Annotated in this window: 25 protein-coding genes; 15 read left to right on the forward strand and 10 right to left on the reverse strand. The window is 41.1% G+C overall.

Translation table 11 applies throughout. The features are described 5' to 3' along the window. Position 1 precedes the first annotated feature (1 nt). Positions 2-643, reverse strand: a complete 642-nt coding sequence (locus MR041_RS09975) for a protein-L-isoaspartate(D-aspartate) O-methyltransferase (protein WP_242093480.1) — start codon at positions 641-643, stop codon at positions 2-4. A 167-nt stretch (positions 644-810) separates the two neighbouring features. Here MR041_RS09975 and MR041_RS09980 point away from each other — a divergent pair, with 167 nt between their 5' ends. The 8 genes from MR041_RS09980 (at position 811) to MR041_RS10015 (ending at position 8,652) form a co-directional block, all read left to right on the forward strand. Further along, the gene (locus MR041_RS09980; RefSeq protein ID WP_242093482.1) at positions 811-1,770 is read left to right on the forward strand and encodes a Gfo/Idh/MocA family protein; all 960 of its coding nucleotides are present in this window, start codon (positions 811-813) and stop codon (positions 1,768-1,770) included. 88 nt (positions 1,771-1,858) lie between these two features. Next, a complete protein-coding gene (locus tag MR041_RS09985; RefSeq protein WP_242093484.1) occupies positions 1,859-2,749 on the forward strand; it encodes a 3-hydroxyacyl-CoA dehydrogenase family protein in 891 nt (296 codons plus the stop codon). 58 nt (positions 2,750-2,807) lie between these two features. Beyond that, a complete protein-coding gene (locus MR041_RS09990; RefSeq protein WP_242093486.1) occupies positions 2,808-4,031 on the forward strand; it encodes a DUF1015 domain-containing protein in 1,224 nt (407 codons plus the stop codon). A gap of 29 nt (positions 4,032-4,060) precedes the next feature. Continuing rightward, positions 4,061-4,723 carry a YggS family pyridoxal phosphate-dependent enzyme gene (locus MR041_RS09995; RefSeq protein WP_242093489.1) on the forward strand — a complete coding sequence of 221 codons (663 nt, stop codon included), beginning with the start codon at positions 4,061-4,063 and terminating at the stop codon, positions 4,721-4,723. 65 nt (positions 4,724-4,788) lie between these two features. Continuing rightward, complete coding sequence (locus MR041_RS10000) at positions 4,789-6,150, forward strand: exonuclease domain-containing protein (protein ID WP_242094072.1); 1,362 nt, start codon at positions 4,789-4,791, stop codon at positions 6,148-6,150. Positions 6,151-6,179: 29 nt separating this feature from the next. After that, on the forward strand, positions 6,180-7,055 hold the full coding sequence (locus tag MR041_RS10005) for an ion transporter (RefSeq protein WP_242093491.1): 876 nt from the start codon (positions 6,180-6,182) through the stop codon (positions 7,053-7,055). Then, a complete protein-coding gene (gene miaA, locus MR041_RS10010) occupies positions 7,006-7,965 on the forward strand; it encodes a tRNA (adenosine(37)-N6)-dimethylallyltransferase MiaA (protein WP_242093493.1) in 960 nt (319 codons plus the stop codon). Before MR041_RS10005 ends, miaA begins: the two co-directional genes overlap by 50 nt. 6 nt (positions 7,966-7,971) lie before the next feature. Continuing rightward, positions 7,972-8,652, forward strand: coding sequence for a GNAT family N-acetyltransferase (locus tag MR041_RS10015; protein ID WP_242093494.1), 681 nt, complete (start codon positions 7,972-7,974; stop codon positions 8,650-8,652). Here MR041_RS10015 and MR041_RS10020 read toward each other — a convergent pair. The 4 genes from MR041_RS10020 to MR041_RS10035 form a co-directional block, all read right to left on the reverse strand. Next, complete coding sequence (locus tag MR041_RS10020; protein ID WP_242093496.1) at positions 8,649-11,303, reverse strand: DNA gyrase/topoisomerase IV subunit A; 2,655 nt, start codon at positions 11,301-11,303, stop codon at positions 8,649-8,651. The two genes, MR041_RS10015 and MR041_RS10020, sit on opposite strands and share 4 nt — an antisense overlap. Positions 11,304-11,309: 6 nt before the next feature. Continuing rightward, entirely contained in the window at positions 11,310-11,783 is a 474-nt protein-coding gene (locus tag MR041_RS10025) for a hypothetical protein (RefSeq protein WP_242093498.1), read from the reverse strand. Beyond that, on the reverse strand, positions 11,784-13,643 hold the full coding sequence (locus MR041_RS10030; RefSeq protein ID WP_242093500.1) for a DNA topoisomerase IV subunit B: 1,860 nt from the start codon (positions 13,641-13,643) through the stop codon (positions 11,784-11,786). Between the two features lie 330 nt (positions 13,644-13,973). Further along, a complete protein-coding gene (locus tag MR041_RS10035; protein ID WP_242093502.1) occupies positions 13,974-15,131 on the reverse strand; it encodes a THUMP domain-containing class I SAM-dependent RNA methyltransferase in 1,158 nt (385 codons plus the stop codon). A gap of 155 nt (positions 15,132-15,286) precedes the next feature. Here MR041_RS10035 and MR041_RS10040 point away from each other — a divergent pair, with 155 nt between their 5' ends. The 5 genes from MR041_RS10040 (at position 15,287) to MR041_RS10060 (ending at position 19,481) form a co-directional block, all read left to right on the forward strand. Beyond that, positions 15,287-16,018, forward strand: a complete 732-nt coding sequence (locus tag MR041_RS10040; RefSeq protein ID WP_242093504.1) for a class I SAM-dependent methyltransferase — start codon at positions 15,287-15,289, stop codon at positions 16,016-16,018. Positions 16,019-16,032: 14 nt separating this feature from the next. Beyond that, positions 16,033-16,707 (forward strand): ZIP family metal transporter, encoded by a 675-nt coding sequence (locus tag MR041_RS10045; protein ID WP_242093506.1) that lies wholly within the window; start codon positions 16,033-16,035, stop codon positions 16,705-16,707. Continuing rightward, positions 16,707-17,135 carry a DUF4268 domain-containing protein gene (locus MR041_RS10050; protein ID WP_242093508.1) on the forward strand — a complete coding sequence of 143 codons (429 nt, stop codon included), beginning with the start codon at positions 16,707-16,709 and terminating at the stop codon, positions 17,133-17,135. The genes MR041_RS10045 and MR041_RS10050 overlap by 1 nt, the downstream gene beginning before the upstream one ends. A gap of 71 nt (positions 17,136-17,206) precedes the next feature. Beyond that, the gene (locus MR041_RS10055) at positions 17,207-18,295 is read left to right on the forward strand and encodes an AI-2E family transporter (protein WP_242093510.1); all 1,089 of its coding nucleotides are present in this window, start codon (positions 17,207-17,209) and stop codon (positions 18,293-18,295) included. A 7-nt stretch (positions 18,296-18,302) separates the two neighbouring features. Then, a complete protein-coding gene (locus MR041_RS10060; protein WP_242093512.1) occupies positions 18,303-19,481 on the forward strand; it encodes a class I SAM-dependent methyltransferase in 1,179 nt (392 codons plus the stop codon). A gap of 61 nt (positions 19,482-19,542) precedes the next feature. Here the strand turns inward: MR041_RS10060 and MR041_RS10065 are convergent, their stop codons facing one another. The 4 genes from MR041_RS10065 to MR041_RS10080 form a co-directional block, all read right to left on the reverse strand. Beyond that, positions 19,543-20,889 (reverse strand): sulfatase family protein, encoded by a 1,347-nt coding sequence (locus MR041_RS10065; RefSeq protein WP_242093513.1) that lies wholly within the window; start codon positions 20,887-20,889, stop codon positions 19,543-19,545. A gap of 70 nt (positions 20,890-20,959) precedes the next feature. Beyond that, entirely contained in the window at positions 20,960-21,841 is an 882-nt protein-coding gene (locus MR041_RS10070; protein ID WP_242093515.1) for an alpha/beta hydrolase, read from the reverse strand. 286 nt (positions 21,842-22,127) lie between these two features. Beyond that, positions 22,128-23,309, reverse strand: coding sequence for a mannonate dehydratase (gene uxuA / locus MR041_RS10075; protein WP_242093518.1), 1,182 nt, complete (start codon positions 23,307-23,309; stop codon positions 22,128-22,130). Positions 23,310-23,332: 23 nt separating this feature from the next. After that, a complete protein-coding gene (locus MR041_RS10080) occupies positions 23,333-24,160 on the reverse strand; it encodes an SDR family oxidoreductase (RefSeq protein WP_242093520.1) in 828 nt (275 codons plus the stop codon). A 174-nt stretch (positions 24,161-24,334) separates the two neighbouring features. Between MR041_RS10080 and MR041_RS10085 the strand changes: the two genes are divergently transcribed. Then, positions 24,335-25,411 (forward strand): LacI family DNA-binding transcriptional regulator, encoded by a 1,077-nt coding sequence (locus MR041_RS10085; protein ID WP_242093522.1) that lies wholly within the window; start codon positions 24,335-24,337, stop codon positions 25,409-25,411. On the opposite strand, the gene MR041_RS10090 is transcribed toward MR041_RS10085, so the two are convergent. Beyond that, complete coding sequence (locus MR041_RS10090; RefSeq protein WP_242093524.1) at positions 25,406-25,786, reverse strand: CBS domain-containing protein; 381 nt, start codon at positions 25,784-25,786, stop codon at positions 25,406-25,408. The genes MR041_RS10085 and MR041_RS10090 overlap by 6 nt on opposite strands. Before the next feature lie 163 nt (positions 25,787-25,949). Here MR041_RS10090 and MR041_RS10095 point away from each other — a divergent pair, with 163 nt between their 5' ends. Then, entirely contained in the window at positions 25,950-26,318 is a 369-nt protein-coding gene (locus MR041_RS10095) for a hypothetical protein (protein ID WP_242093526.1), read from the forward strand. The last annotated feature ends 8 nt before the right edge of the window (positions 26,319-26,326 follow it).

A 26,326-nucleotide genomic window follows, 5' to 3' on the forward strand; every position in this document is an offset into this window, starting at 1 on the left:
ATTAATTTTTGTCCTCCAAGAGAGGTACAAACCTGAATTCGCCATATTCGTGTTGCTCAAATGCTTTGGGACCCTTTCTTATAAAAAGGGTCATTATCTGAATATCGCGACCCACGGGAATGACCAATCGACCTCCTGTTTTTAATTGTGATAACAGGGGTTTCGGCACATGAGGTGCACCGGCAGTTACGATAATACCGTCGAAAGGCGCTTCTTCTTCAAGGCCCAGGTAACCATCTCCAAAAATGAGTTTTTTGGGGCGATAGCCAAGTTTAGGCAAAAACTTACTCGTTTTTTTGAATAATTCGTTTTGTCTTTCTATACTGTAGACACGTGCACCCAATTCACATAATACGGCCGTCTGATAGCCACTCCCCGTCCCGATTTCCAATATTTTATCTCCCGGCTTAATATCGAGCAGTTCCGTTTGAAAGGCAACGGTATAGGGTTGTGATATCGTCTGGTCCGCCGCAATGGGAAAGGCTGTGTCCTTATAGGCATGGTCCAAAAAACCGGAATCCATGAACAGATGTCGCGGAATGCTCCCGATGGCATTTAAAACCCGTTCATCAGTTATGCCTTTACTTTTTACTGTTTTAACCAGTTTTTGTCTTAATCCTTGGTGCTTAAAAGTATCCTTCAATGTTCGGTTTGGTTTAGCATGCTAAAATTAAATAAACATTTAAAACAAGCCCTAACAATTTATAAAAATATAAGAAGCATTTTGCGGGTAAGGTTCCGGTTGTCATTTTATATTTGTCTCCTTTCAAATGAAAAAATTCATGTACTTTTGCTAAAAATGATACAATTATGCTAAACGCTGGTGTACTTGGTGCTGGCCACCTGGGAAAGATTCATTTGAGACTTTTAAATCAGTCCGAAAAATACAGACTTGTCGGTTTTTATGATGCCGATACGGAAAATGGCAAGAGAGTGGCACAGGAATTCGGCTATACCTTTTTTGATTCCATTGAGGCCCTTATTGATGCCGTGGATATGGTCGATATTGTAACGCCTACCCTATCCCATTTCGATTGTGCTAAAATGGCTATTGCCAAAGGAAAACATATTTTTATTGAAAAACCAATCACCAATACCGTCGAAGAAGCCGAAGAGATCAGGCGGATGCTGGCCGAGCACAATCTTCGGGGACAGGTGGGGCATGTGGAGCGATTTAACCCGGCTTTTATAGCGGTTAAGAACGACATAAAATCACCCATGTTTATCGAGACCCATCGTTTGGCTGAGTTTAACCCACGCGGTACGGATGTTCCCGTGGTTTTGGATCTCATGATTCATGATATTGATATTATTTTGAGTATTGTAAAATCGAAGATCAAACATATATCGGCCAGTGGTGTATCCGTAATCAGTGATACCCCGGATATTGCAAATGCCCGCATTGAGTTCGAAAACGGATGTGTGGCCAATTTAACGGCCAGTAGAATCTCGCTTAAAAAAATGCGGAAGGCACGCTTTTTTCAAAAGGACGCGTACATCTCTGTGGATTTCCTCACCAAAAAATGTGAAGTGGTCAAAATGAAGGATGCCCCGGAACAGCCTGATGATTTCGACATGATCCTGCAAAATGCGGAAGGCGTTAAAAAGCAAATCTATTTTGATAACCCGAAAATTGTTGAAATCAATTCGATATTAGAGGAATTAGAAACGTTTGCCGACGCCATAAATAATAATACCACACCTGTTGTAACACTTCGTGACGGCACGGAAGCCCTTCGTGTTGCAACCCAAATAATAGATTGTTTTTAATGAGCCCTGAACCACGGGTTTGACGTTTTGTTAAAAAGCAAGATGTCTGACGTTTGTGAATTCATGACTCATCATAATTTTTTCAAATATGAAAAACGTAGCAGTTATAGGCGCAGGAACCATGGGTAATGGTATTGCGCATACCTTTGCACAAAGTGGATTTAAAGTGCAACTCATTGATGTTAATGACGATGCCTTGAGAAAAGGAGTACAAACCATTTCCAAAAACCTGGACAGAATGGTGGCCAAGGGGAAACTAACAGATGCCGATAAATTGGACACTCTGGGAAACATTACCACGTTTACCAATATCACGGAAGGTGTCGAATATGCAAGTTTAGTGGTTGAGGCAGCTACAGAGAACGTCGATCTAAAACTGAATATTTTTAAGCAATTGAATGAGGCCTGTCCCGAGGACACCATTTTAGCAACCAATACCTCTTCAATCTCCATTACACAAATAGCGGCTGCCACGGCGCGACCTGATATGGTAATAGGGATGCATTTTATGAATCCGGTTCCCATAATGAAGCTGGTTGAAATTATCAGGGGTTATAATACCAGTGATGCCGTAACCGGGACTATTGTGGAATTGTCGAAAACCCTAGGTAAAGAACCCGTTATTGTGAACGATTATCCGGGATTTGTAGCCAATCGGATCCTAATGCCCATGATTAATGAATCCATAGAAACCCTCTATAACAATGTTGCCGGTGTCCGGGATATTGATACTGTTATGAAATTAGGCATGGCCCACCCCATGGGCCCACTTCAACTGGCTGATTTTATTGGCCTAGATGTGTGTTTGTCAATACTGAATGTCATGTACGAAGGCTTTAAGAATCCTAAATATGCCCCCTGTCCTTTATTGGTAAATATGGTTCAGGCAGGTAAATTGGGCGTGAAATCCGGGGAAGGCTTTTACGATTATTCTGAATCTAGAAAAGCTGAGCATGTATCCGATCAATTTTTAAAATAGGACTATTTAACTGGTATTTGAAAAATTGCTAATGTAGGGATAGCACGTTTATTTTATTATGACGAGAATAAAACCATTCAGAGCGGTGAGACCAACACGGGATAAGGTGAGTTTAGTCGCATCACGCTCTTACCAGACCTACACCAAAAAAGAGATAGAGGGACGATTGGACTACAATCCGTTTTCTTTCCTTCATATTATAAATCCTGGCTACAAATACGAACACAAGATAACGGGAAAGGAACGTTACGAATTGGTGAGAAACCGGTATTTGGAGTTTAAGGAAAATCAGGTGTTCGTACAGGATGAGTCTCCTTGTTTTTATGTGTATAAAATTGTAAACCGAGAGGGACATGAATTTTCAGGAATAATAGCGGCGGCAAGTACTGCCGATTACGAAGCCGGTATTATAAAAAGGCACGAGGATACCATTGCCTATCGGGAACACATATTTAAGGAATACCTTAAAATAACGCAATTTAATGCCGAACCGGTGCTCCTTACCTATCCCGATAACAGGGTGATTTCTGAAATTATTCAGGAAACTCAAAAAGTCCGTGCCGAATTTGAGTTTACAACAACCTACAGGGATACGCATTACTTATGGATTTTAAGTGACGTCAAGCGAATTGACAGGATCGAAAAGGCCTTTGCATCCATACCAGCCGTTTATGTGGCTGATGGGCATCATCGCCTGGCCTCCTCACATCTGCTGGCAAAGGAAATGGCCCTGGAGGATGCAAAAGATGCCTATAATTATTTTATGAGTTATTTAATTCCGGAATCGGAATTAAGGATTTTTGAATTTAACAGGCTGGTTACCGATTTAAACGGTTTGAGTAAGGAAGCCTTTCTAATGCAGTTGGATGCGAATTTTAGAATTGAAAACAGAGGAAAGAATTTATACCGACCTTCCAAAAAGCATCATTTCAGCATGTATTTGGATGGTTGTTTCTATTCCCTGTATCTAAGAAGCAGTTATGCCATGAAAACAGCCCTGGACGCGCTGGATACGCAAATTTTATATACCACTGTCTTAAAACCCATTTTGGGCATTACCGATTTGCGCAATGACACGCGCATAGCCTATTCTCAGGGTAAAAATAATTTGGTAACCGTAAAGGCTAAAGTCGATTCCGGAGCATTTGCTGTTGGTTTCGGTCTTGTTCCTGTAAGCATTAATGAATTGAAAGCCATTGCAGATGCTGGAGAAACCATGCCTCCGAAAAGCACATGCATTACACCGAAACTGAGAAGTGGTGTGACCATTTACGAATTTTAGTTAGCATAGTAAAGGATTAAAAAGAGACCATGTCCATAATAGAAAATATAAATCAAATAAAGGCAACATTACCCGATCATGTGTGCCTTGTTGCGGTTTCCAAAACAAAACCCTTAGATGATATCATGGAAGCCTATACCGCAGGTCATCGGGATTTTGGAGAAAATAAAATTCAGGAAATGGTCGAAAAACAGGAGCAGTTGCCCAGGGATATCCGATGGCATATGATTGGTCATGTTCAGCGCAATAAGGTGAAGTACATGGCGCCTTTTGTCCACCTGATCCATGGGGTTGACAACATGAAATTGCTTAGGGAAATCGATAAGCAGGCCAAAAGGCATGATCGCATTATTCAGTGTTTATTACAAATAAAAATAGCCGCAGAAGAGTCCAAGTATGGTATGTCGGCTGAACAGGCAGCACTGATCTTAAAGTCCGATGAGACTGCCCAGCTGGATAATGTCGTGATCGTCGGGTTGATGGGTATGGCCACCTTCACAGAGAACATGGAACAGGTAAAACAGGAATTCACAAGACTAAAGACTATTTTTGACGAATTAAAAGCGTTGCAGACCCCCAATTGTAATTTACAGACCATATCCATGGGTATGAGTGGGGATTATCAACTTGCTGTGGCCTGTGGGAGTACCATGGTTAGGGTTGGAAGTAGTATCTTTGGGGAAAGAAATTAGAATAATTAGGAAACCATCGGGGTCACGCATAGTGATTCTCGAATACATTGAAAATTTAGGATAGCATCTACGCCATAATAGACATAGAAACAACGGGAGGTAAATACAATGAAGAGGGTATTACCGAAATAGCGATTTACAAATATGACGGACATACGATTGTAGATCAGTTTATCAGTTTGATCAATCCCGAAAGGGAGATTCAGCCTTTTGTGATCAACCTGACTGGGATCAATAGCCAAATGCTGCGTCATGCCCCTAAATTTTATGAAGTGGCCAAACGTATTGTTGAAATCACCTCAGAGTGTGTTGTTGTGGCGCATAATGCCAAGTTCGACTATCGTATTTTATGCACTGAATTCAGTAGGCTTGGTTTTGAATATGAACGCCAGACCTTGTGTACGGTTGAGTTGGCAAAGCATTTAATACCGGGACAACCCACCTACAGTCTGGGAAAGCTTGTACGGTCCTTAGGTATTCCGGTATCGGACCGACATCGGGCCGCCGGTGATGCCCAGGCTACGGTAAAACTCTTTAAAATGTTAATGGATAAGGATACCTCCAAAGAGGTGATCCGAAATAAGATTCGACTGGATCCGAAATACCAGTTAGAACCCAAGCATATCGATATTATCGCAGATCTTCCCTCTGTAACCGGGGTGTATTACATCCACAAATCCGATGGTGAAATCATCTATATTGGAAAAAGTAAGAACATTAAAAAGCGAATCAACCAGCATTTTACAAGTACCAGTCACAAATCAAAAAAAATTCAGCAGCTGGTCAGTACGGTGACCTATGAAACCACGGGCAGTGAATTGGTGGCACTACTGAAGGAAAGCGAGGAAATAAAACGTATAAAGCCCATTTTTAACAGGGCCTTGAGGCGTACTATTTTTACGCACGGCCTCTACAGTTTCAGGGATCAGAATGACTACCTCAATTTAAAAATTGATATTGCGGATGGGCGGAAACATCCCATCACCACCTTTAGTAACCGTCAGAGTGGTAAGAGTTTCATGACCAGGGCGGTCGAGGATTATCAGCTTTGTCAAAAATTGGCAGGGCTTTATAAAACCAAGAGCAGCTGCTTCAATTATGATATCAAGACCTGTAATGGGGCTTGTGTTCAGGAAGAAGACCCTGAGGTCTACAATAAGCGCGTTGCAGCCTTAATCGAAAAAAACTCCTATGCTAATAAAAATATGGTCATTATTGATGCAGGACGGGATATTGATGAGCGCAGTGCCATATTGATTAAGAATGGCGTATTCAAAGGTCTTGGCTTTTTTAATTTAAATTATCAGATCAACCACATCGAAGTATTGGAATCGATCATTACGCCCATGCAGAACAACAGGGACACACAGCACATCATTCAAAGCTATTTGAGGAAAAATAAACGATTAAAAGTTGTTGAACTGTAAATAGCAAAACTTTCCTTATTTTTGAGTTTATGGGTAAATTCACTAGAAACCGATGGCGCTTAAGACTTCAGGAAATTATTTATGAAGCGGATACCCCTGCCGGCAAGTTATTCGATGTGGTTTTGTTAATTGCCATCCTGGCCAGTATTGTGTTGGTCATGCTGGAAAGTGTCAAATCCATTGACGCACGTTTTCATGCATTTTTAAACATTTCCGAATGGGTGATCACTATTCTATTCAGTATAGAATACATCGCCCGAATTCTTACTGTAAAAAAGCCCTTTAATTATATTTTCAGTTTTTACGGTATTGTCGATTTCCTGGCGACCATTCCAAAGTACATATCCCTGTTGGTCGGCGGCGTACATGCTCTGGCGGCACTGAGGGCCCTGCGTTTATTGAGGGTATTCAGAATCTTAAAACTGGCGCGATACCTGGGTGCTTCTAATACCTTAATCAATGCCATAAAGGCCAGTCGTGCCAAGATATCGGTGTTTCTATTCACGGTACTCATAGTGGCCATTATTTTGGGTACCATCATGTATTTGATAGAGGGTGAAGCCAATGGATTTACCAACATTCCCAAAAGTGTATACTGGTGTATTGTCACCCTAACAACAGTAGGTTTTGGAGATATTGCCCCGCAGACTCCCTTGGGGCAATTCATAGCCTCGTTGGTCATGATATTGGGTTATGGCATTATAGCAGTACCAACAGGTATAGTTTCGGCGGAATATACAAGTCAGAGCAGGTTGAACAAAGAAAAGGCACCTGAATCCAGTGGAAAGAAGAATTCGTCATCCATAGCTTTGAACTCACAGTGCTGTTCGAATTGCCTTAATGAATCACATCGCGATGATGCAGAATATTGCTTTAAATGTGGTTGCAAATTACATCATGACTAAGTATTTGATCTCTGTCATTGGTCCGACCGCCATCGGCAAAACAGCGTTAAGCATTAAACTGGCCCAATATTATAAAACCGAAATCATCTCAGCGGATTCGAGACAGTTCTTTAAGGAGCTATCTATTGGGACCGCCGCGCCAACCGCCGAGGACTTAAAAAAGGTCAGGCACCATTTTATTCATCATAAATCCATACATGACGATTATAATGTAGGTTCTTTTGAGAAAGAGGCTTTGCAATGTTTGGAAAACCTGTTTAAACACCGCGATGTTGTGGTTATGGTTGGCGGATCCGGTCTTTATATTGATGCGGTAACGAAAGGCCTGGATTATTTTCCGGATATCGCACCTGAAGTAAGGGACAGCTTAAATTATGAATTGGAAACAGAGGGACTTGAACATTTACAGAACAGGCTCAAAGCACTGGATCCAGCGACCTATACGAGCATTGCCCTAGATAATCCGCATCGTGTTATTCGTGCACTGGAGGTGTGCCTGGGAACCGGAAAACCGTATTCGTCCTTTTTGAATAAGGCGAAGGATCAAAGAGATTTTAAGACACTAACCATAGGATTGCAGGCAGACCGTGATACGATCTATAACCGAATTAACAGGCGTGTGGACATGATGGTAGCCAGTGGTTTGTTGGATGAAGTTCGTAATCTGTTACCCCATCAGGACTTGAATGCTTTGAATACCGTAGGTTATAAAGAACTGTTCCGATATTTCAACGGGGAATGGTCTCTTGATTTCGCGATTTCGGAAATAAAGAAAAATTCACGACGGTATGCCAAACGACAACTCACCTGGTTTCGTAAAAACCCTCATATTGTATGGTTTAACCATAGCTCTGATTTCGACGACATTGCAGCTGCTGTTGATGGCCTGATCAATAAAACTAAAAATTAATCTGTCATGACATCCTTTGATGAAACACCCTTAGATAATCCGGTTTGGTATGCCCTGACGGAACACCAGGGTCATGTGGCTGTAGATTATGGGGGCGTCAAGTTTTATCATCCTGATTATGCTCCGTTTGGCGCCTTTATTCCAGGAGGCCATACCTCAGAAGCCATAGAAAAACATGCCCGACTGATCCGGGACTTTTTTATTGTAGGTGAGATGCCCCAAATGCCGGAGCAGTTTAAGGCGCCTGTGCAGTATATCGGGTTACAAATGATTGTTTATAAGAATATTGACCATCCGGTAACTGAGACGATCATTGAACTCACCGATGCCCATTATGATGATTTGATCCGGTTGATAAAATTGGTTTACCCGGAATATTTTAAATCCAAAACACAGAAACTCGGACAATACTATGGTATTTATAAAGGAGGACAATTGGTTGCAGCTGCCGGTGAACGCATGCAAACCCATAATTTTATTGAGATTAGCGCTATAATAACCCATCCGGGTCATACCGGGAAGGGCTACGCGAAACAATTGATAACCCATACTGCGGATCGTATTTTTAAAAAGGGTAAAATCCCCTTTCTTCATGTCGATGAAACCAACACCAATGCCATCCGGCTCTATTTGAAATTAGGGTTTAAGACGAGAAGACGTTTTAGTTTCTGGAAAATCAGTGTTTAAAAAAGGGTGATCTGTCCTTCTTCATCGATATCGAAATCATCCTTTCGGGCTTCACCATTACTTGAGCTATCCGAATCCTTCTTAGGGTCACTTAGCACTTCTTCATCGACAACTTCCAGATCGTCGGCATGAACTTCTTCAGGAGCCTCATAGGGTAAGGGATCAAGAAGATTGATCTGATTGACCTTATCCTTGGTTAACTGATTTCCCAGGGCTGTGATGCCTTTGATAGCAATAAATTCTTCTAAGTTTATGGTCATGTTATCCTTTCTATCCTTACCGCGCTCCTTGGCGAAGACCACGTCGGCCAGGGGTTTCCAGTCGGTGGAGACAATTTCAAGTTGGGAGTTCGGGTGATCCGAAATAAAGGATTCCTCTTTGCCCTCATTCTCAATTAAAAACCGTTTTACATAATACAATTCCTTTTCACCATTGTAGTAAATCGCAGAGATGGGTTTTTTGGGCACCCATTTTTCAAGTACAATCATATCGTCGTCAAAATGCATGGTAACCTCCGGAGTCAAGGTTTTTGCAATTCCGGATTGCGTAATGATGAGCAGTTTATCTTCTCCCCTGAATTCACCGATTAATTCCCCTCTTCCATCAACATTAATGCGCTGTACGGCCTCGTCGAACCAAATTTTACGGGGTTTTAATGTGGAAACCCCTTTTTCTTTCAATTCAATGCGCTTAACGGCATATTTGGTGACCAGGTTACCTTTGGACGATCGCCCTTTAATCATGATGTCGGCAAAATCGATATCCCATTTTAATTTTTTAATACTACCCGATTGCCGCAGCATGACGGTAACCACTTCGGCCTCACCATTGGGATTTGCCGAAAAATACAATACGGTAGACCCCTTACTGTCGCTCGCCATATCGTATTCCCTGTCTCTTGTAACACCGGTAACTGCAAAGCGTTTAATGTAGGACGGTCCGCGGGTGCCATCGCGATAAATCATATTGTATATGGTACGCTTATCTTTCTTTTTAAATACCGCAACATGAATAATATCTTTGCCAACGAAGGTTTTGGTATCTACTTTGGTCACCATCATTTTACCCTGTTTGGTAAAGACAATAATGTCATCAATATCGCTGCAATCGCAGACATACTCATCGCGCCGTAAGGCCGTGCCTATAAATCCTTCCGCCCTGTTCACATAAAGTTTGGTGTTTCTAATAACCACCTTGGTCGCGTCAACGTCATCGAATATGCGTATCTCGGTTTTACGCCCTCTGCCTTTCCCGTAGTCTTTCTTTAAACGTGTAAAAAAGGCAATGGCATAATCGATGAGGTTGGCCAGATGGTGCTTTACCTCGGCTATCTGTTCTTCCAAAGCATCAATGCGCTGCTGGGCCTTATCAATATCGAATTTAGAGATACGTTTGATTCGAATTTCCGTGAGTCGTACGATATCCTCTTCGGTTACGGCTCTTTTCAGATGTTTTACATGGGGTTTCAGGCCCTTGTCGATAGCATTAATGACGCCCTCCCATGTTTCTTCTTCCTCAATATCGCGATATATCCTGTTCTCAATAAAAATGCGCTCTAAGGAGGCATAGTGCCACTGCTCCTCGAGTTCGTTCAATCTGATGTCCAGTTCCTGCTTCAGGAGCTGCACCGTGTGATCTGTAGACCGCCTGAGCATTTCCGAAACACCGATAAACAAGGGCTTGTTGTCTTCGATAATGCAACCTAAAGGTGAAATGGATGACTCGCAACTTGTGAAGGCATAGAGTGCGTCAATGGTTTTATCAGGGGATAAACCGGAAGGCAGGTGCACCAGGATCTCTACCTCGGCTGCGGTATTATCCTCAATGCGCTTGATCTTTATTTTCCCTTTGTCATTCGCCTTTAATATGGAATCGATCAATGAGGATGTGGTGGTGCCATATGGAATTTCCGAAATGACCAGGGTATTCTTGTCTAACTGGGAGATCTTAGCCCTGACACGCACCTTACCTCCCCTGAGTCCGTCATTGTAATTGGAAAAATCTGCAATTCCCGCGGTAGGAAAGTCAGGAAACAATTTGAATCGTTTTCCTTGCAAATGCTTTATGGACGCCTCGATAAGTTCGATGAAGTTATGCGGGAGTATTTTTGTCGACAGTCCAACGGCAATGCCTTCGCCACCCTGTGCCAGCAGCAAGGGGAATTTTACCGGTAAATTAACCGGTTCTTTTCGACGACCATCGTAGCTTGCCTGCCATTCAGTGATTTTAGGACTGTAAACCACATCCAGGGCAAATTTTGAGAGTCTGGCTTCAATATATCTGGAGGCTGCGGCACTATCGCCGGTTAAAATATTACCCCAGTTTCCCTGGGTATCAATAAGTAAATCCTTTTGCCCTATTTGTACCATGGCATCGGCAATACTGGCATCGCCATGAGGGTGGTATTGCATGGTATGCCCCACGATGTTGGCCACTTTGTTGTAGCGTCCGTCATCGAGGTCTTTCATGGAATGCATGATGCGCCGCTGAACAGGCTTGAATCCATCCTCGATTGCCGGCACGGCCCGCTCCAATATCACATAGGAGGCATAATCCAGGAACCAGTCTTTATACATGCCCGTAACCCGGGTGATGGTTTCATTGGGTTCGTCCTGCTCCTTATTCAAATCGTCGTTCTCTTCTTCTATCATCAACTCTTACTTTTGGTTCGCCCTCTTCATTTTTCTTAGGGACTGCCTGATATATCTTAATTTTCGTCGGTCCACCAGGGTCACATTAAAATTAACGCGTTTACTGCCACCATTTCTCGATCTCAAATAAAGCACCAGGCTCTTATAAAACAAATAGTTGTGTACCTTATATGATATGAGGTCTTTCTTCTCAAACTCAACCTTGTGTTCCCTGTAATTCAGGTAGTCGGACAACAGCAGACCTTTATTGATAACTATAACCTTCATACCATCACTGTCATACTCAAAGTATCTTGAAATCCAGTGCACCAGGAAAAAGAGGCCTATAAACCCGAACAACACCACCAGGAAGGTCACTGTTGTATTGTCTGTGAGATCTTTGAATACATTGAATACGGTCGATGAAATGATGGCCGTAACAATCAGTATAAAATAGACCGATATAATGACGTTTCTGATGTTACCGTTATTGGTTCGCATTTAATTTTCCTCTTCAATAAGATCCATTTCCACTTTCAGATTATCTATAATGAACTCTTGCCTGGAAGGGGTGTTTTTTCCCATATAGAACGACAACAATTCCTCTATAGACATATTATCATCGAGCATCACCGGATCCAATCGCATGTCTTCACCTATAAAATGTTTGAATTCATCCGGAGAAATTTCACCAAGGCCTTTAAAACGGGTTATTTCCGGCTTTGGTTTCAGCTTTTCAATCGCATTTATGCGTTCCTCCTCCGAATAACAGTAGATGGTTTCCTTTTTATTTCTCACCCTGAACAAGGGGGTTTGTAAAATGTAGAGATGGCCCTCTTTAATGAGCTCAGGGAAAAACTGCAGAAAAAAGGTGATCAGTAATAATCGGATATGCATACCATCTACATCGGCATCAGTCGCAATGACGACATTATTGTACCTCAGATCCTCAAGGGATTCCTCGATATTTAAAGCGGCCTGCAACAGATTGAATTCCTCATTCTCATAAACGATCTTTTTACTTAGGCCATAGCAATTCAGAGGTTTGCCCTTCAAACTAAAAACGGCCTGTGTATTGACATCCCGGGATTTCGTAATACTCCCCGAGGCAGAATCGCCCTCGGTGATAAAGAGGGTGGTTTCTAAATTGCGTTCCCCTTTGGTATCCCCAAAATGAATCCGGCAATCTCGTAATTTCTTATTGTGAAGACTGGCTTTCTTGGCCCGTTCCCTGGCGAGTTTTCTTATACCTGACAATTCTTTGCGCTCCCGCTCTGCCTGTAAAATCTTGCGCTGAATCTTTTCGGCTGTATCCGGGTTTTTATGCAGGTAATTATCCAGATGACGCTTGACAAAATCATTGATATACGTGCGTACCGTGGGTAAATCGCCGCCCATATCCGTTGATCCCAGTTTCGTTTTGGTCTGACTTTCAAAAACAGGTTCCATCACTTTTATGGCTACGGCACTTATGATGGATTTCCTGATGTCTGAAGCATCATAATTCTTCCCGTAAAACTCCCGTATCGTTTTGACCAGCGCCTCTCGAAAGGCATTGAGATGCGTTCCGCCCTGGGTGGTGTTTTGTCCATTCACAAAAGAATGGTATTCCTCACTGTACTGACTTTTACTGTGTGTTATAGCGACCTCAATATCATCGCCTCGCAAGTGTATGATGGGATATAATAAATCGGCCTCGTTGGTGTTGTCGGTCAATAAATCTTTCAGTCCGTTTTCACTGAAATACTTTTCGCCGTTAAACACGATGGTGAGACCGGGATTAAGATACACATAGTTCTTAAGCATTTTAACCACATACTCACTGCGAAATTTATAGTTTTTAAAAATGGAATCGTCGGGTATAAAAGAGACTTTGGTGCCCTTTCTTCTTGTCGTGTCATCGAGCAGTTCCTTGTTGGTCAAATTCCCCTGCTCGAACTCTGCCGATGCCGATTTACCGTCTCTGTTAGATTCCACTCTGAAATAATTCGATAAGGCATTAACGGCCTTGGTGCCGACGCCATTGAGTCCTACGGATTTCTTAAAGGCCTTGGTGTCGTATTTTCCACCGGTATTCATCTTGGACACCACATCAACCACTTTGCCAAGAGGTATGCCACGCCCGTAATCACGCACAATGACCTTGTTTCCCTGAATGGAGATGTCGATCGTCTTTCCCGCTCCCATGACAAACTCGTCTATGGAATTGTCGAGCACTTCCTTGAGCAGGATGTAAATCCCATCATCCGGGGACGATCCGTCACCAAGTTTTCCAATATACATCCCGGGACGCATACGAATATGCTCCTTCCAGTCAAGTGAGCGTATGTTCTCTTCGGTATAGTTGGATTGCACTGCCATAAATACTTGTGAAATTAATGATAGAACGCTAATATAACATTTCAATGTAAAAAATGAAACAGCGCCCAAACAAAGTAATTAACAATAAAAATACAATATTGTTGAGAACCTTTAAAGGTGTATAGCACATAATTTTATTAATGTCCCGATCGCCATTTTATTGCGCAAATTCTACAGCAGTTTAAAGAAAATATTGCCATCTATTGAAAAGCCAGGCTTATCGATAAACATAAATGTATAATGGTATCTGTATAGCACCTTTTTTTTTAAAAAAATAAGATCGTCGTACCTCTTGATATGGGCTTTTAGGAAAGAATACTGTCGAGAAAATTACTTCATGTATTTCTGTTTCTTACTCCCCTCATACATCACATATTTCACCAATCGTGCTTCCAGTTTGGCATTATAGAGTTGTATTTTCCTTGAGGGTCTCAGTCCGACATGTTTTAAAGCGTCGAGATTACTGGTAATGAACCAGGCATCGGTACCCGGATAATTTTGTTTGAGCGTATCGCCAATGTTTTTGTAAAAATCCTGCATATCAATGTTCAAACGTTCCCCGTAGGGTGGATTAAACACCATATGGAGCTTCTGGTGACCCCCTTTTCGTGTTTTGAAGAAATCTTCGTGCTGCACATGAACAAAATCCTCCAACCGGGCATATTTAATATTTTCTCTGGCTTTGGCTATGGCACTGGGCGCTTTATCGTAGCCCGTTATCTTGTAATGAAAATCGCGGGTTTTATTGAGTAGTGAGGCTTCAATTTTTTCAAAGAGATCCACATCCCAATCCTGCCAGCGCTCAAATGCGAATTCCTTACGCATCAGATTAGGGGGAATGTTGCAGGCTATCATGGCCGCTTCAATGAGGATGGTGCCACTACCACACATCGGATCCATGAAATCACATTGACCATCCCACCCCGACAGTAGGATCATCCCTGCTGCCAGAACCTCATTTATTGGTGCAATATTAGTAGCCGTCTTATAACCGCGTTTGTGCAGGGATTCGCCGGAAGCATCGAGAGATACTGTGCATTGGTGCCGGTCTATATGAATGTTTATTTTGATATCAGGAAATTTTAAGTCCACATTTGGCCGTTGACCTGTGGTATTTCGAAATTTATCGACAATGGCATCCTTGGTCTTCTGTGCGATGAATAAGGAATGTTTAAACAATGGGCTATGTACGGTGGCATCAATGGCAAGAGTGCCTTTAGGACTCAAATAGTTTTCCCATGGCATCTTATAGATCGCGTTATACAGGTCGTTTTCATTGTGCACTGAAAAGGCATGTATCGGCTTAAGTATTTTTATTGCTGTTCGTAGCCCGAGATTGGCTTTGTACATAAAGCCTTTATCGCCATAAAATGAGACGCTGCGTACACCCTTTTCAATCTTCTGGGCACCTAATTGCAAAAGTTCTTTAGCGAGTATTTCCTCAAAACCGAATAGGGTTTTGGCCACCATTTTAAAATTTTCTTCCATAGTTTTACACCAATAGGTTGCAAAAATAGTGTAATTTTACCGCAAACATAAGGTTTACTTAAATTATGGGTTAAGGATTGAAGTGACATCCCCCGGCTATCGGGGATATAGCGGAAAGCCTGACCGCGCCGATGGCGTGGTAACCCCAAAAAATTATGGTCAACAAAACTGCAGCATGGTATTCGTCATGGTTTGACACACCATTTTATCATATTTTGTACAAGGACAGAGATGCCAGTGAGGCCCAGGCCTTTATGAATACGCTTACCAATTATCTAAATATCCCTGAAGGCGGTAGTATTTTGGATTTAGCTTGTGGCAGAGGGAGACATGCCCGTTTTTTGAACAAAATGGGATTTGATGTAACCGGGGCCGATCTGAGTGAAAACAGCATAAACTATGCTAAACAATATGAAAATCATCGGTTGCGCTTCGTGGTTCATGATATGAGTCGGCCACTGGGTAAATCCTTTGACGCTATTTTTAATTTGTTTACAAGCTTTGGTTATTTTGAAAATGACATCAACAATCTAAACACCATTAAGGCGATAAAAGCAGATCTGAATACCTTTGGTTTCGGGGTCATCGATTTTATGAACAGTCAATTTGTTATGGATAGCCTGGTGCCTGAAGAATCTAAAATGATTAACGGTATTGAGTTTCAACTGAAGCGTCATGTAAAAGAGGGTTACATTTTCAAGGATATTGCATTTAAAACTCAGGGCGAGGAATTCAATTTTACGGAACGGGTAAAAGCCTTTTCTTTGAACGATTTCGAACTCCTGTTTGAACAAGCAGATGTTAATTTATTAGATGTTTTTGGTGATTATAAACTCAATGCATTTGATGCCGGTACATCGGAACGTTTGATCATGATCTTTAAATAGTATGAAGAGCTATTATGAATGATTACTTATTACCCATATTTGCTGTTGTTCTTGGTGTTGTTATAGCCAGTCTGACCTTGGATAAAAGAGCATGGAACTTGAAATTGCTCCTTTCTTTCAGCGGTGCCTTTTTATTGGCACTCACTCTGTTTGAACTGCTTCCAGAGGTGTATCATCATTTAGAAGCCAAGCTTACCGGTTTGTTTATAATGGGCGGTATCCTTTTGCAGATTATCCTGGAATTGTTCTCCAAGGGTGCCGAACACGGTCATGTCCATTTTCAGCGAAAGGCATCGCGTTTCCCGTGGCTTTTATTTATCAGCCTCAGTATTCATAGTTTTCTCGAAGGCTTTCCGATTCACGAACACAACGATATGGTCTATGGGGTGTTAATCCACAAGATCCCGATTGCCGTGCTTATTTCCATGTATCTGTTCCATTCAAAATTCAAAACATTACAGATTGCTGCATTCCTCTCCGTGTTTGCCATTATGACACCATTAGGAACGTTTATTTCAAATAACACATCGGCTTTATCCGGCTATATTTATAGTATCAATGCCGTTGTTATTGGAATATTCCTTCATATATCAACAACCATTCTTTTTGAGAGCAGTGATGGGCATAAGTTCAACCTGTCTAAATTCGTTGCCATTGTGCTTGGTGTTGGAATAGCCTACTTCATCTAATGTTCAGTAAGGAAGAATCAAAGCAATTAAGACAGGAATTTTGGACCAGTTTCGGCAAGTCTTACCCACGCAGATGGATCCTGTATCATACCAAAATTAAAGGCTTGAGCTTTAAATTTCATTTCGATACCAACTCCGCCCTGGTAGCCATGGATTTGGAAGGCAGTTTGGACCACAGAGCTTCCTACTGGGAAAGACTGATGTCCTTAAAACCGATACTTTTAGAGGAGTATCTGCCCGAAGCGATTATTGATGCATTTTATGTTCCGGAGCACCAAAAGGAACGCTCCCGGATTTATGTGCCGTTGCAAAAAAAAGTTTCCATTCATGATAAGCAAACCTGGCGAGACGTCATGTCGTTTTTTTACGATACCATGGATTTGTTCGAGGCTTTTTTTAAGGATTACAAGGACCTTATTGAGGGATAAGGATTCTTAATAGACATTTCACTTTTAATTATAAACCAAAATACCTAGTTTTACTTAAACAAACCATAAGCGTGGACTCAAAACTAATTTCCAACGGTATTTTAAGGGCTGTTGCTATCCTGATCGGGATTGCGGTGATCTTATTTTTCTTATTTAAAATCCAGTCGGTTATCGCCTATATCGCTATTGCAGTTGTTATTTCATTGATTGGCAGACCCATCGTGTTGTTTTTGAGACATCGATTAAAATTTAATAACACTGTGGCAGTGGTCGTTACCATGCTGCTCATGCTGGCGATTTTTGTTGGACTGGTGGGCTTATTTATTCCATTGATTATTAAACAGGGACAGAATCTGTCGCTTTTGAATATTGAGGAATTGAAGGGTAATATTGAGAATCTTTACGCTGAAATAGTCCGTTATTTTAATTTGCATCAGATCGATGTTGAGCGGTCTTTGAAAGATTCGAATTTACTTTCTAAAATTGATTATTCCATCATACCTAATTTTCTGAATTCCATTGTTAGTGGTTTGGGTAGCTTTAGTATCGGACTTTTTTCGGTATTATTCATTTCCTTTTTCTTTTTGAAGGATAGCAGACTTTTTGAAAATGCCATTCTTACTTTAATACCGGACAGCAAAGAATCGCGCTGGAAGGCGTCCTCTGATAAAATCAAGGATCTCCTATCACGGTATTTTGTCGGACTCATTTTTCAAATATTCATTCTATTCATTATATACACCATAGGGCTTTTAATAATTGGGGTAGAAAATGCAGTAGTCATTGCCTTTTTATGTGCTTTGTTGAATCTGATCCCTTATATCGGCCCACTGATCGGCGCGTTTTTAATGATCACTTTGACGATGACCAGCAGTCTGGGAGAAAGTTTCAGTGGTGTTATTATGCCCAAGACCTTATGGGTGCTATTGGTTATTGCGGTTGGTCAGTTAACGGATAACTTTTTTAGTCAACCGGTTATTTTTTCAAAAAGTGTCAAATCGCATCCCCTGGAAATTTTTTTGGTGATTCTCATAGCGGGCATCCTTTTTGGTGTTTTAGGGTTAATCATTGCCGTACCCGCCTACACGGCCATTAAGGTGATTCTACAGGCCTTTCTATCCGAAAATAAGATTGTGAAAAAGCTGACTAAAGACATCTAGTTTTTATTTGAATAAAGCTATTTTAAATATTGAAATACAGGACTTTATAAATAGTAATTTAAAATCGGATATTACTAAATTACTTTTAAAGGGAACAGCTTTTGAAGCGGTGGACACAAAGGCTGTTATCGAACAGATCGAGGCGAAAAGGAGGTGTGTAACAAAGTTACCGACCTGGTATCATCATGATAACATCTATTACCCCAACAAGCTCCATATTGAACAAACGTCTTCCGAAATTACTGCGAAATACAAATCAGATTTAATAGAAGGGCAATCTCTAATAGATCTTACCGGGGGTTTTGGTGTCGATAGCTTTTATTTTGCCAAACGGTTTAAACATGTCGTTCATTGTGAAATGGATCAGGCCTTGCATGAGATCGTTTCCCATAACTATAAGGAACTGGGATGTGACCACATTGAATGCATAAACGCCGATGGTATTGCTTATCTGCAACATAGTGATGTGCAGTACGACTGGATTTACATTGATCCTTCCAGGAGACATGAAACAAAGGGTAAAGTCTTCTTTTTAAAGGATTGCCTGCCAAACGTTCCGATACATTTAAACCTGCTTTTTAAGCGTTCTAAACAGATTATGATTAAGACCTCGCCCCTTTTGGATATATCCGCCGGGATAAGAGCACTCAACTTTGTTAAAACCATACACGTTGTAGCAGTTCATAGTGAGGTCAAGGAATTGTTGTGGATCCTCGAGCGTGATTACAAGGCTGGAATTGAGATGAACACAGTTAATATTAAAGGCGATACCATTGAAAGATTCAATTTTTTATTGGAAGAGGAAACCGCTACAGAACCCCAATTCAGTGGCCCTCTTAGCTATCTTTACGAGCCCAACAGTGCCATTATGAAGTCCGGGGGGTTTAATGCCCTATCCAATGCCTTTGCACTTCCCAAATTGCATAGGCATTCGCATTTATATGTGAGTCATGAGCGTATCGATTTTCCGGGGCGAACCTTTAAGATTGCGGAGATCCTTCCCTACAGTAAAAAATTGTTTAAAAAATTGGGTATTACGAAAGCTAATATCACAACACGGAATTTTCCGGAAACCGTGCAACACATTCGAAAGAAATTGAATATTCGGGACGGCGGGGATACCTACCTATTTTTTACCACCGATTACCAGAACAATTTGATTGTCATTGTTTCAGAAAGAGTTTAGCCTCTGAATTGGATAACCCGCAGCGAATTAAGTATATCTCATACTTGTATTTCTTGAGACTTTAATTTTTGAGAACATCTCCCATGGCTTTTTCATGTGCTGTTTTCACATCTGTCATCGTCTTAATGATATCGGGATGCATAGCGCTGAGATCGTACTTTTCAGAGGGATCGTTTTCCAAATCGTAAAGGAGGGGTGGATTATGATATTTCGGTGGCCCACTGGGATATACAGTTTGTGTTATGAAATGTGCTTTCCATGGTCCCATTCGAACAGCGTATATTTTATTTCCCCGATAGAACATAAATGGGGCATGATCAATTGCTTCTTCGTTTCTTAACAAGGGCACAATATTTTGTCCATCAATGATTTTGTCGGGTAAATCAACCTCCGCAATGGCGGCTATTGTGGGTAACAGGTCCAAAGATGTTGACAGGGATGTGTTGACTTCCCCTTCCGGAACCTGACCGGGCCACCAGGCAATCATGGGAACCCGCTGTCCACCCTCCCAGGTGGTGCCTTTTCCTTCTTTTAACAGGCCGGAGGAGCCTCCATTTTGTTTTTGTACTAACCACGGGCCATTATCACTGGTAAAGATGACCAGGGTCCGTTTATCCAACAGTAATTCCTTTAATGTATTGAGGATCTGACCTGTACTCCAATCCAGTTCTTCCAGAACATCACCATATAATCCGCGCTTGCTTCTGCCTTCAAATTCCGAGGATGCAAACAGTGGTATATGAGGCATGCTATGGGCCAGATACAGAAAAAAGGGGTCCTCTTTATTGTTTTTTATAAAGTTTACCGCTTCTTCAGTATAGCGTCGTGTCAGGGTGTGCTGATTAGCAGGGCGTTCTATGATATCCGTATTATACATCAAAGGTACATTACAATACCCCGGCTGACCATCCTTGGCAGGAATGTAATCCATATCATTCGAGTATGGGATTCCAAAGTAGTCGTCAAACCCGTGTACCATGGGTAAATACTGGGGTAAATGACCGAGATGCCATTTTCCAACGGCCATGGTTTTATAATCCTTTTGTTTCAGTACCTCGGCAATGGTCACTTCATCGGGTTGAAGCCCATTATCGTCATTTGGAAAAAGGACGCGGCCTCTCATAATACCACCGACCAAACCGGTGCGAATGGGATATCTTCCGGTAAGTAAACCCGCCCGGCTGGGGGTACATACAGAAGCGGCGACATAGAATTGGGTAAATCGCATACCTTCATTTGCCATTCGATCAATGTGCGGTGTTCGAATTGTAGGGTGTCCGTAGCAGGATAGATCACCGTAGCCCATATCATCTACAAAAATGATGATCACATTGGGTGCATCTATATTTTGTGTCATCACCGATAGTGACATGAATAGAAATATAGCCGAGGTTAACAGGTGTTTCATAATGGCGTTCATTTATAATTCATCATTTTGGGAAAGACACTTTAGACAGATACGAGGCAATAATTTCATATTATTCTGGAATAGTAATCGTAGTTTGTATGATTTCATTATGATGTATGGCCCTTTTAAAAAAATTAAAAACCGCATCTAATTGTGAAAATGGTATTTCGGCCAGTTCATGTCCGCCTCCTAACTTTTGATGGAAATAATAGGATGTCCCTAAATTGTGCAATTTATCAGCAATAATTTGCGACCCATCTAAAATAAGATGCCCTAAACTGTCTGTCGAACAGTAATGGTGTGTTGCCTTGCCAAAGGGCACTAAATTATCATCTGTACCATGAAATAGTACTGTCGGGATGGCATTATCTTTTGTGATATAATCGGCATCGACCACAGCACCCGCCAATGCTATGGCACCGGCAAATTTAACCTCGTCATATTGAGCGGTGTCATCCACAAAAAAATGTTTTAAATACGCCGCACTTAAAACCCCCTCTGCCCCTGCACTGCTGCCACCTGCAATTATCCTATTCGGGTCTATCCGTAATTCGTCCTTGTTACTTATAACATATTTTGCGGCATCCAGATAATCTATGGTGGCTTGTCTAAAGATGTTTAGCTTGATGGTCTTTGGGCAGTCACAACCCGCTCCAATGCCTAAATCCTTAAGCAGTAATCTGTATGAAATGGAAATGCCAATGAATCCATTTTCAGTTAAGTAATGCATAAATTGAACATCATTGAGATTATCACGTTGGCCTCCCTCAAAACCACCACCATGCATCCATAAAACTACAGGTAAACTGTCATTCGTTTTGATATCAATTGGCGTGTAAACATCCATTTCCAATTTTACAGAATCTTTTACTGCATAAGTGTAAGTCACCTTATTCTGCGAAACCATGAGGGTATTTAAACCTAAAAAAACCATTACTACGCTCCATCTCATAGCCGTCAAATTTTAATGTAGTACATTATATGTTTTGATTAACCCATTAGGATTAAACCTTGGGAAAAGATCAAAACTATAAAATAAAAATAAGTGAAAAATTTAAAGTTACAGGAAAGACATGATGTTAAATGCACCCAGAAGCTGATAAAATAGTCGAACACCTTTAAACCACAACCAGTTTAAACGGAGAAATAAGGGATGGACTTTAATGTAATTAAACCCTTTAAACCTTAGACGCACCTGCTATAAAAGGATTAACTGAATAGGCTCAATTGAAATTGCTTCAGGATCGCATACCCCGTAAAATTCCGTGTTCCAGACCTCGTAATTCTGCCAAACCTCTCAATCTGCCAATTCCGGAATACCCAGGATTGGTTTTCTTCTTCAGATCGTCCAGCATCTGATGCCCGTGATCCGGTCGCATGGGAATGACATGATCTGTTCTTCCTGCTGATGTTCTCTTTTTTTCTTCTTTCAACACCTCCTGGATCACCCCAAACATATCGACATCGCCCTCTAAATGGTTGGCTTCATAAAAGTTGCCCTGGGTGTCCCTCTTTGTACTTCTTAAATGCAAAAAGTGAACGCGGTCGGCAAACCGTTTAAACATCTTCACCAGGTCATTATCGGCCCTTACACCGAGCGACCCTGTACAAAACGTAATGCCATTCGACCTGTCTGGAATCTGTTCAAATAAATAGGCATAATCAGCCTCTGTGCTTACGACTCGCGGTAAGCCCAAAATGGGAAAGGGTGGGTCATCAGGGTGTATACACATTAAGACATTATTTTTTGAGGCCACCGGAATAATTTCTTTTAAGAATAGAACAAGGTTTTCCTTAAGCTTTTCAACATCAACATGCGCATAGGTGTTCAAAACGTCCTGAAATTGTTCCAGAGTATAACCTTCTTCCGCACCGGGCAATCCCGCAATGATATTTTTAATTAACTTTTGTTTTTCAATTTCTGTCAGGGTATTGAAATAGGTTTTAGCGCGTTCCTTCTGATCTTCAGAATAAAGGGCTTCGGCGCCAGGTCTTTTTAAAAGGTACAATTCAAATGCCGCAAAAGCATTAACATCAAACCGCAATGCTTTCGAACCATCCTCAACCTCATATTCCAAGTCTGTTCTGGTCCAATCCAATACGGGCATAAAATTGTAACATATCACCTTAATACCGCAATCCGCCAGGTTTTGAATACTTTGCTTATAATTCTCAATATAGTGCAAGTACTTCCCCAATCTGGTTTTTATGTTTTCGTGAACCGGAATACTCTCGACAACACTCCAGGTTAATCCGGCATCCTCAATAATTCTTTTTCGCTTGTTGATTTCATCGCTAGTCCAAACGGTCCCGTTGGGTATATGATGCAGTGCCGAGACGATCCCCGTGGCTCCGGCCTGTTTGATATCCGAAAGTGATACGGGATCGTTAGGGCCATACCATCGCCATGTTTGTTCCATAGTTATCTGATTATTAAAAATTGTTACACGCCACTGTAAGCTGCAAATCCGCCATCTATGGGGATAACTACCCCCGTGATAAAAGAAGACGCATCATTACATAAAAACAATGTCGAACTTATTAAATCCTCAGGTTGTCCGTAGCGTCCCATTGGTGTTTGATCAATAATTTGTTGTCCTCTTTGAGTTAAACTACCATCACTGTTTGTTAGTAATGTTCTGTTCTGTTCCGTTAAGAAGAACCCGGGGGCCAGGGCGTTTACCCGAATACCGACTTTTGAAAAATGTACAGCCAGCCATTGGGTAAAATTAGAAACGGCTGCCTTTGCACCACTGTAGGCGGGTATTTTTGTGAGCGGCGTAAAGGCGTTCATGGAGGATATGTTTAAAATACTGCATCCGGATCTACCAACCATATCTTGTGCGAATATCTGAGTGGGCAACAACGTTCCTATAAAATTGAGGTTGAATACGAATTTGATACCTTCCGGGTCCAGATCGAAAAAGGTTTTAAATCCTTCGGTTGTATTTTTAAGGTCCTCTTCAAACAAAAAGGGTTGGGATGTCGTGCCTAAGGGATGGTTCCCTCCTGCACCATTAATCAGTATATCACAATTTCCCAAAATCTCGTTAACCTTCTTTTTGGCGGTTTCCAGGGCGGCCTTATCCAAAACATTAGCTGCTACACCAATAGCCTCACCACCTTCTTTCCTAATCTCATCGGCAACCACCTCTGCAGCCTGCACGTTTAAATCTAAAACGGCAATTTTATGGCCCTCTCTGGCTAAAGCTTTGGCCATTGTGCTGCAAAGGATTCCTCCGGCACCGGTAATTACGATTACTTTACTCATATTAGTTTCGTTATAAATTGTTTTAAAATAATGACTTTTCGTGTGCGCCCACGCAAAGATATAAAATAAATTGTGTGCGCACACGTTATTCATTTATTTTTGTTATTTTGCTATCAAATTTCAGGTAATAGGTTTATCTATCTGTAAGGACATCAACAGGATTTCAGTTGTAATATGATCACTATAAAGGACATCGCGAAGGAAGCTCAGGTTTCAGAAGGTACCGTCGACAGGGTATTGCATAACCGTGGTGGTGTTTCAAAAAGAACAGAGGCCAAAATTAAAGACATCCTAAAAAAACATAATTACAGCATTAATCCTGTTGCCAGTGCATTGGCTTCAAAGAATAAATACACTATAGCGGTTTTGATTCCTGAGCACAGCGACTCCGATATCTTTTGGAAATCACCTTATATGGGCATTCTCAAAGCCTCTAATGAATTCAATAGTTTTGGTATTCAGGTCACTGTCTACAGATTCGACCAATACGATTCAAGTTCTTATACCAGTAAGTTTAAATCCATGCTGCAAAGCAATCCGTCAATGGCGCTTATTGTCCCCCTTTTTATAAATGAAACCAAATTTATGATAACAGAATTAGAGGATTCTAATATCCCCTACGTCTTTATGAATATTGACCTTGAGGGGTTTAATAATATAGCTTTTACAGGTCAGGACGCCTACACCGCCGGCTATATCGCTGCCAAACTCATGCATTCCGGTGGTCAATCGGATGCAAAGTATCTCATCGTTTATTCTGAACACAATTTAACTGTAAATAATACAGTGTTAAGAAGAATAAAAGGGTTTAAGGATTATTTTGAAAGTCAGGAGCTTTATGATGCACCATTATCTTTGAGAGTGGATGACTTTAGCCACATGGATGCAACTGCCGATACCGTAAATACCTTCCTAAGCGATCACCCTTCAATTCATGGGATATTTGTGCCATCGAGCAGAATTAATCGCATTGTTGACTGCATAGATCCCTTAGTTTTAAAAAAATATAAACTAATAGGCTTTGATAATACCCCGCCTAATATTGCCTGTTTAGAAAATGAAACGGTGTCCTTTTTAATATCCCAGAAGCCCTTTGATCAAGGCTATGAATCTATTCAACTCATGGCAGATTATTTGATTAAAAAGAAAATACCCCATGGGAAAATCTATCTTCCAATTGACATTTTAACAAAGGAAAATGTAAGATACAATGATCGCAATGCCTTACAGTTCGAAGTGGAGCACTTATAAGGTGTTGTTTAGGTAATAGTTAATGATATCTGCTGTTGAGACGATACCCACTAATTTATCATCCTCAAGAATGGGAACAGCACGATAGTACTGTGTTGAAAGGACTTTTGCCACATCCTCGACGCTGGACTTTGTGGTCAAATAAAAGGGGTTTGGGGTCATAATATCTTTAACCTTTAGGGTTTTGTAGACCTCATGATCGTCGTCTATACCGGCTCCCGCAATATGATACATAAAATCAACCAGACTTACCATACCCACCAGTTTATCCTTTTCTAAAACGGGAATATGGTGATGCCATTTCTTTTTTTCATAAATGTGTTTTACGTCGAGAAGATCTTGATTTGGGGAAATAGAGACCACCTCTTTTGTCATGACGGGTATTATTGAATTTGCTTTCATTGAATTAAGGGGAAACAGGTTACTATTTTCATTTTAAAATTAATACATAAACATCCGTTCTAAAATGATGTAGGTCATATTACATGAGAGAATTTGTTAATACATTTAATACTGATTAAACGAAATAATTAAGGTTATGAAAACGAAAACCATATTAGAACTACTCACATTAAGTTCGAGTATATATGTCTTGGCGCGAGACACTAAATTTTTGGACAGGATAAATGAGCTATCTGAAAAAGGAAAAAATAACATTAACAAATCGATGGCGGAATCCATGTTGGATGAAAATGGGAATGAACTTGAATTCATGGATAAGATCATATTAAAAGTTAATGACCTCAAAGAGGAACTGAATGATAAAATTGAAGAATTAATTGCCAAGTTTTACAAAAAAATGAACATTACCCATTTGGATGAAATCAAGGCTTTAAATGAAAAAATTGAAAAATTAGATCAGACTGTTGCCCTGTTGGAGGCGAGACTGAATAAAATAGAGGCATAGAAATGGGA

Source organism: Aestuariivivens sediminicola, assembly GCF_022662015.1.
GTDB lineage: Bacteria > Bacteroidota > Bacteroidia > Flavobacteriales > Flavobacteriaceae > Aestuariivivens > Aestuariivivens sediminicola.

Coding starts and splice junctions, on each gene's coding strand:
- MR041_RS09980 (WP_242093482.1), top strand. CDS start 811: ATGCTAAACGCTGGTGTACTTGGTGCTGGCCACCTGGGAAAGATTCAT.
- MR041_RS09985 (WP_242093484.1), top strand. CDS start 1,859: ATGAAAAACGTAGCAGTTATAGGCGCAGGAACCATGGGTAATGGTATT.
- MR041_RS09990 (WP_242093486.1), top strand. CDS start 2,808: ATGACGAGAATAAAACCATTCAGAGCGGTGAGACCAACACGGGATAAG.
- MR041_RS09995 (WP_242093489.1), top strand. CDS start 4,061: ATGTCCATAATAGAAAATATAAATCAAATAAAGGCAACATTACCCGAT.
- MR041_RS10005 (WP_242093491.1), top strand. CDS start 6,180: ATGGGTAAATTCACTAGAAACCGATGGCGCTTAAGACTTCAGGAAATT.
- miaA (WP_242093493.1), top strand. CDS start 7,006: ATGATGCAGAATATTGCTTTAAATGTGGTTGCAAATTACATCATGACT.
- MR041_RS10015 (WP_242093494.1), top strand. CDS start 7,972: ATGACATCCTTTGATGAAACACCCTTAGATAATCCGGTTTGGTATGCC.
- MR041_RS10020 (WP_242093496.1), bottom strand. CDS start 11,303: ATGATAGAAGAAGAGAACGACGATTTGAATAAGGAGCAGGACGAACCC.
- MR041_RS10025 (WP_242093498.1), bottom strand. CDS start 11,783: ATGCGAACCAATAACGGTAACATCAGAAACGTCATTATATCGGTCTAT.
- MR041_RS10030 (WP_242093500.1), bottom strand. CDS start 13,643: ATGGCAGTGCAATCCAACTATACCGAAGAGAACATACGCTCACTTGAC.
- MR041_RS10035 (WP_242093502.1), bottom strand. CDS start 15,131: ATGGAAGAAAATTTTAAAATGGTGGCCAAAACCCTATTCGGTTTTGAG.
- MR041_RS10040 (WP_242093504.1), top strand. CDS start 15,287: ATGGTCAACAAAACTGCAGCATGGTATTCGTCATGGTTTGACACACCA.
- MR041_RS10045 (WP_242093506.1), top strand. CDS start 16,033: ATGAATGATTACTTATTACCCATATTTGCTGTTGTTCTTGGTGTTGTT.
- MR041_RS10050 (WP_242093508.1), top strand. CDS start 16,707: ATGTTCAGTAAGGAAGAATCAAAGCAATTAAGACAGGAATTTTGGACC.
- MR041_RS10065 (WP_242093513.1), bottom strand. CDS start 20,889: ATGAAACACCTGTTAACCTCGGCTATATTTCTATTCATGTCACTATCG.
- MR041_RS10070 (WP_242093515.1), bottom strand. CDS start 21,841: ATGAGATGGAGCGTAGTAATGGTTTTTTTAGGTTTAAATACCCTCATG.
- uxuA (WP_242093518.1), bottom strand. CDS start 23,309: ATGGAACAAACATGGCGATGGTATGGCCCTAACGATCCCGTATCACTT.
- MR041_RS10080 (WP_242093520.1), bottom strand. CDS start 24,160: ATGAGTAAAGTAATCGTAATTACCGGTGCCGGAGGAATCCTTTGCAGC.
- MR041_RS10085 (WP_242093522.1), top strand. CDS start 24,335: ATGATCACTATAAAGGACATCGCGAAGGAAGCTCAGGTTTCAGAAGGT.
- MR041_RS10090 (WP_242093524.1), bottom strand. CDS start 25,786: ATGACAAAAGAGGTGGTCTCTATTTCCCCAAATCAAGATCTTCTCGAC.
- MR041_RS10095 (WP_242093526.1), top strand. CDS start 25,950: ATGAAAACGAAAACCATATTAGAACTACTCACATTAAGTTCGAGTATA.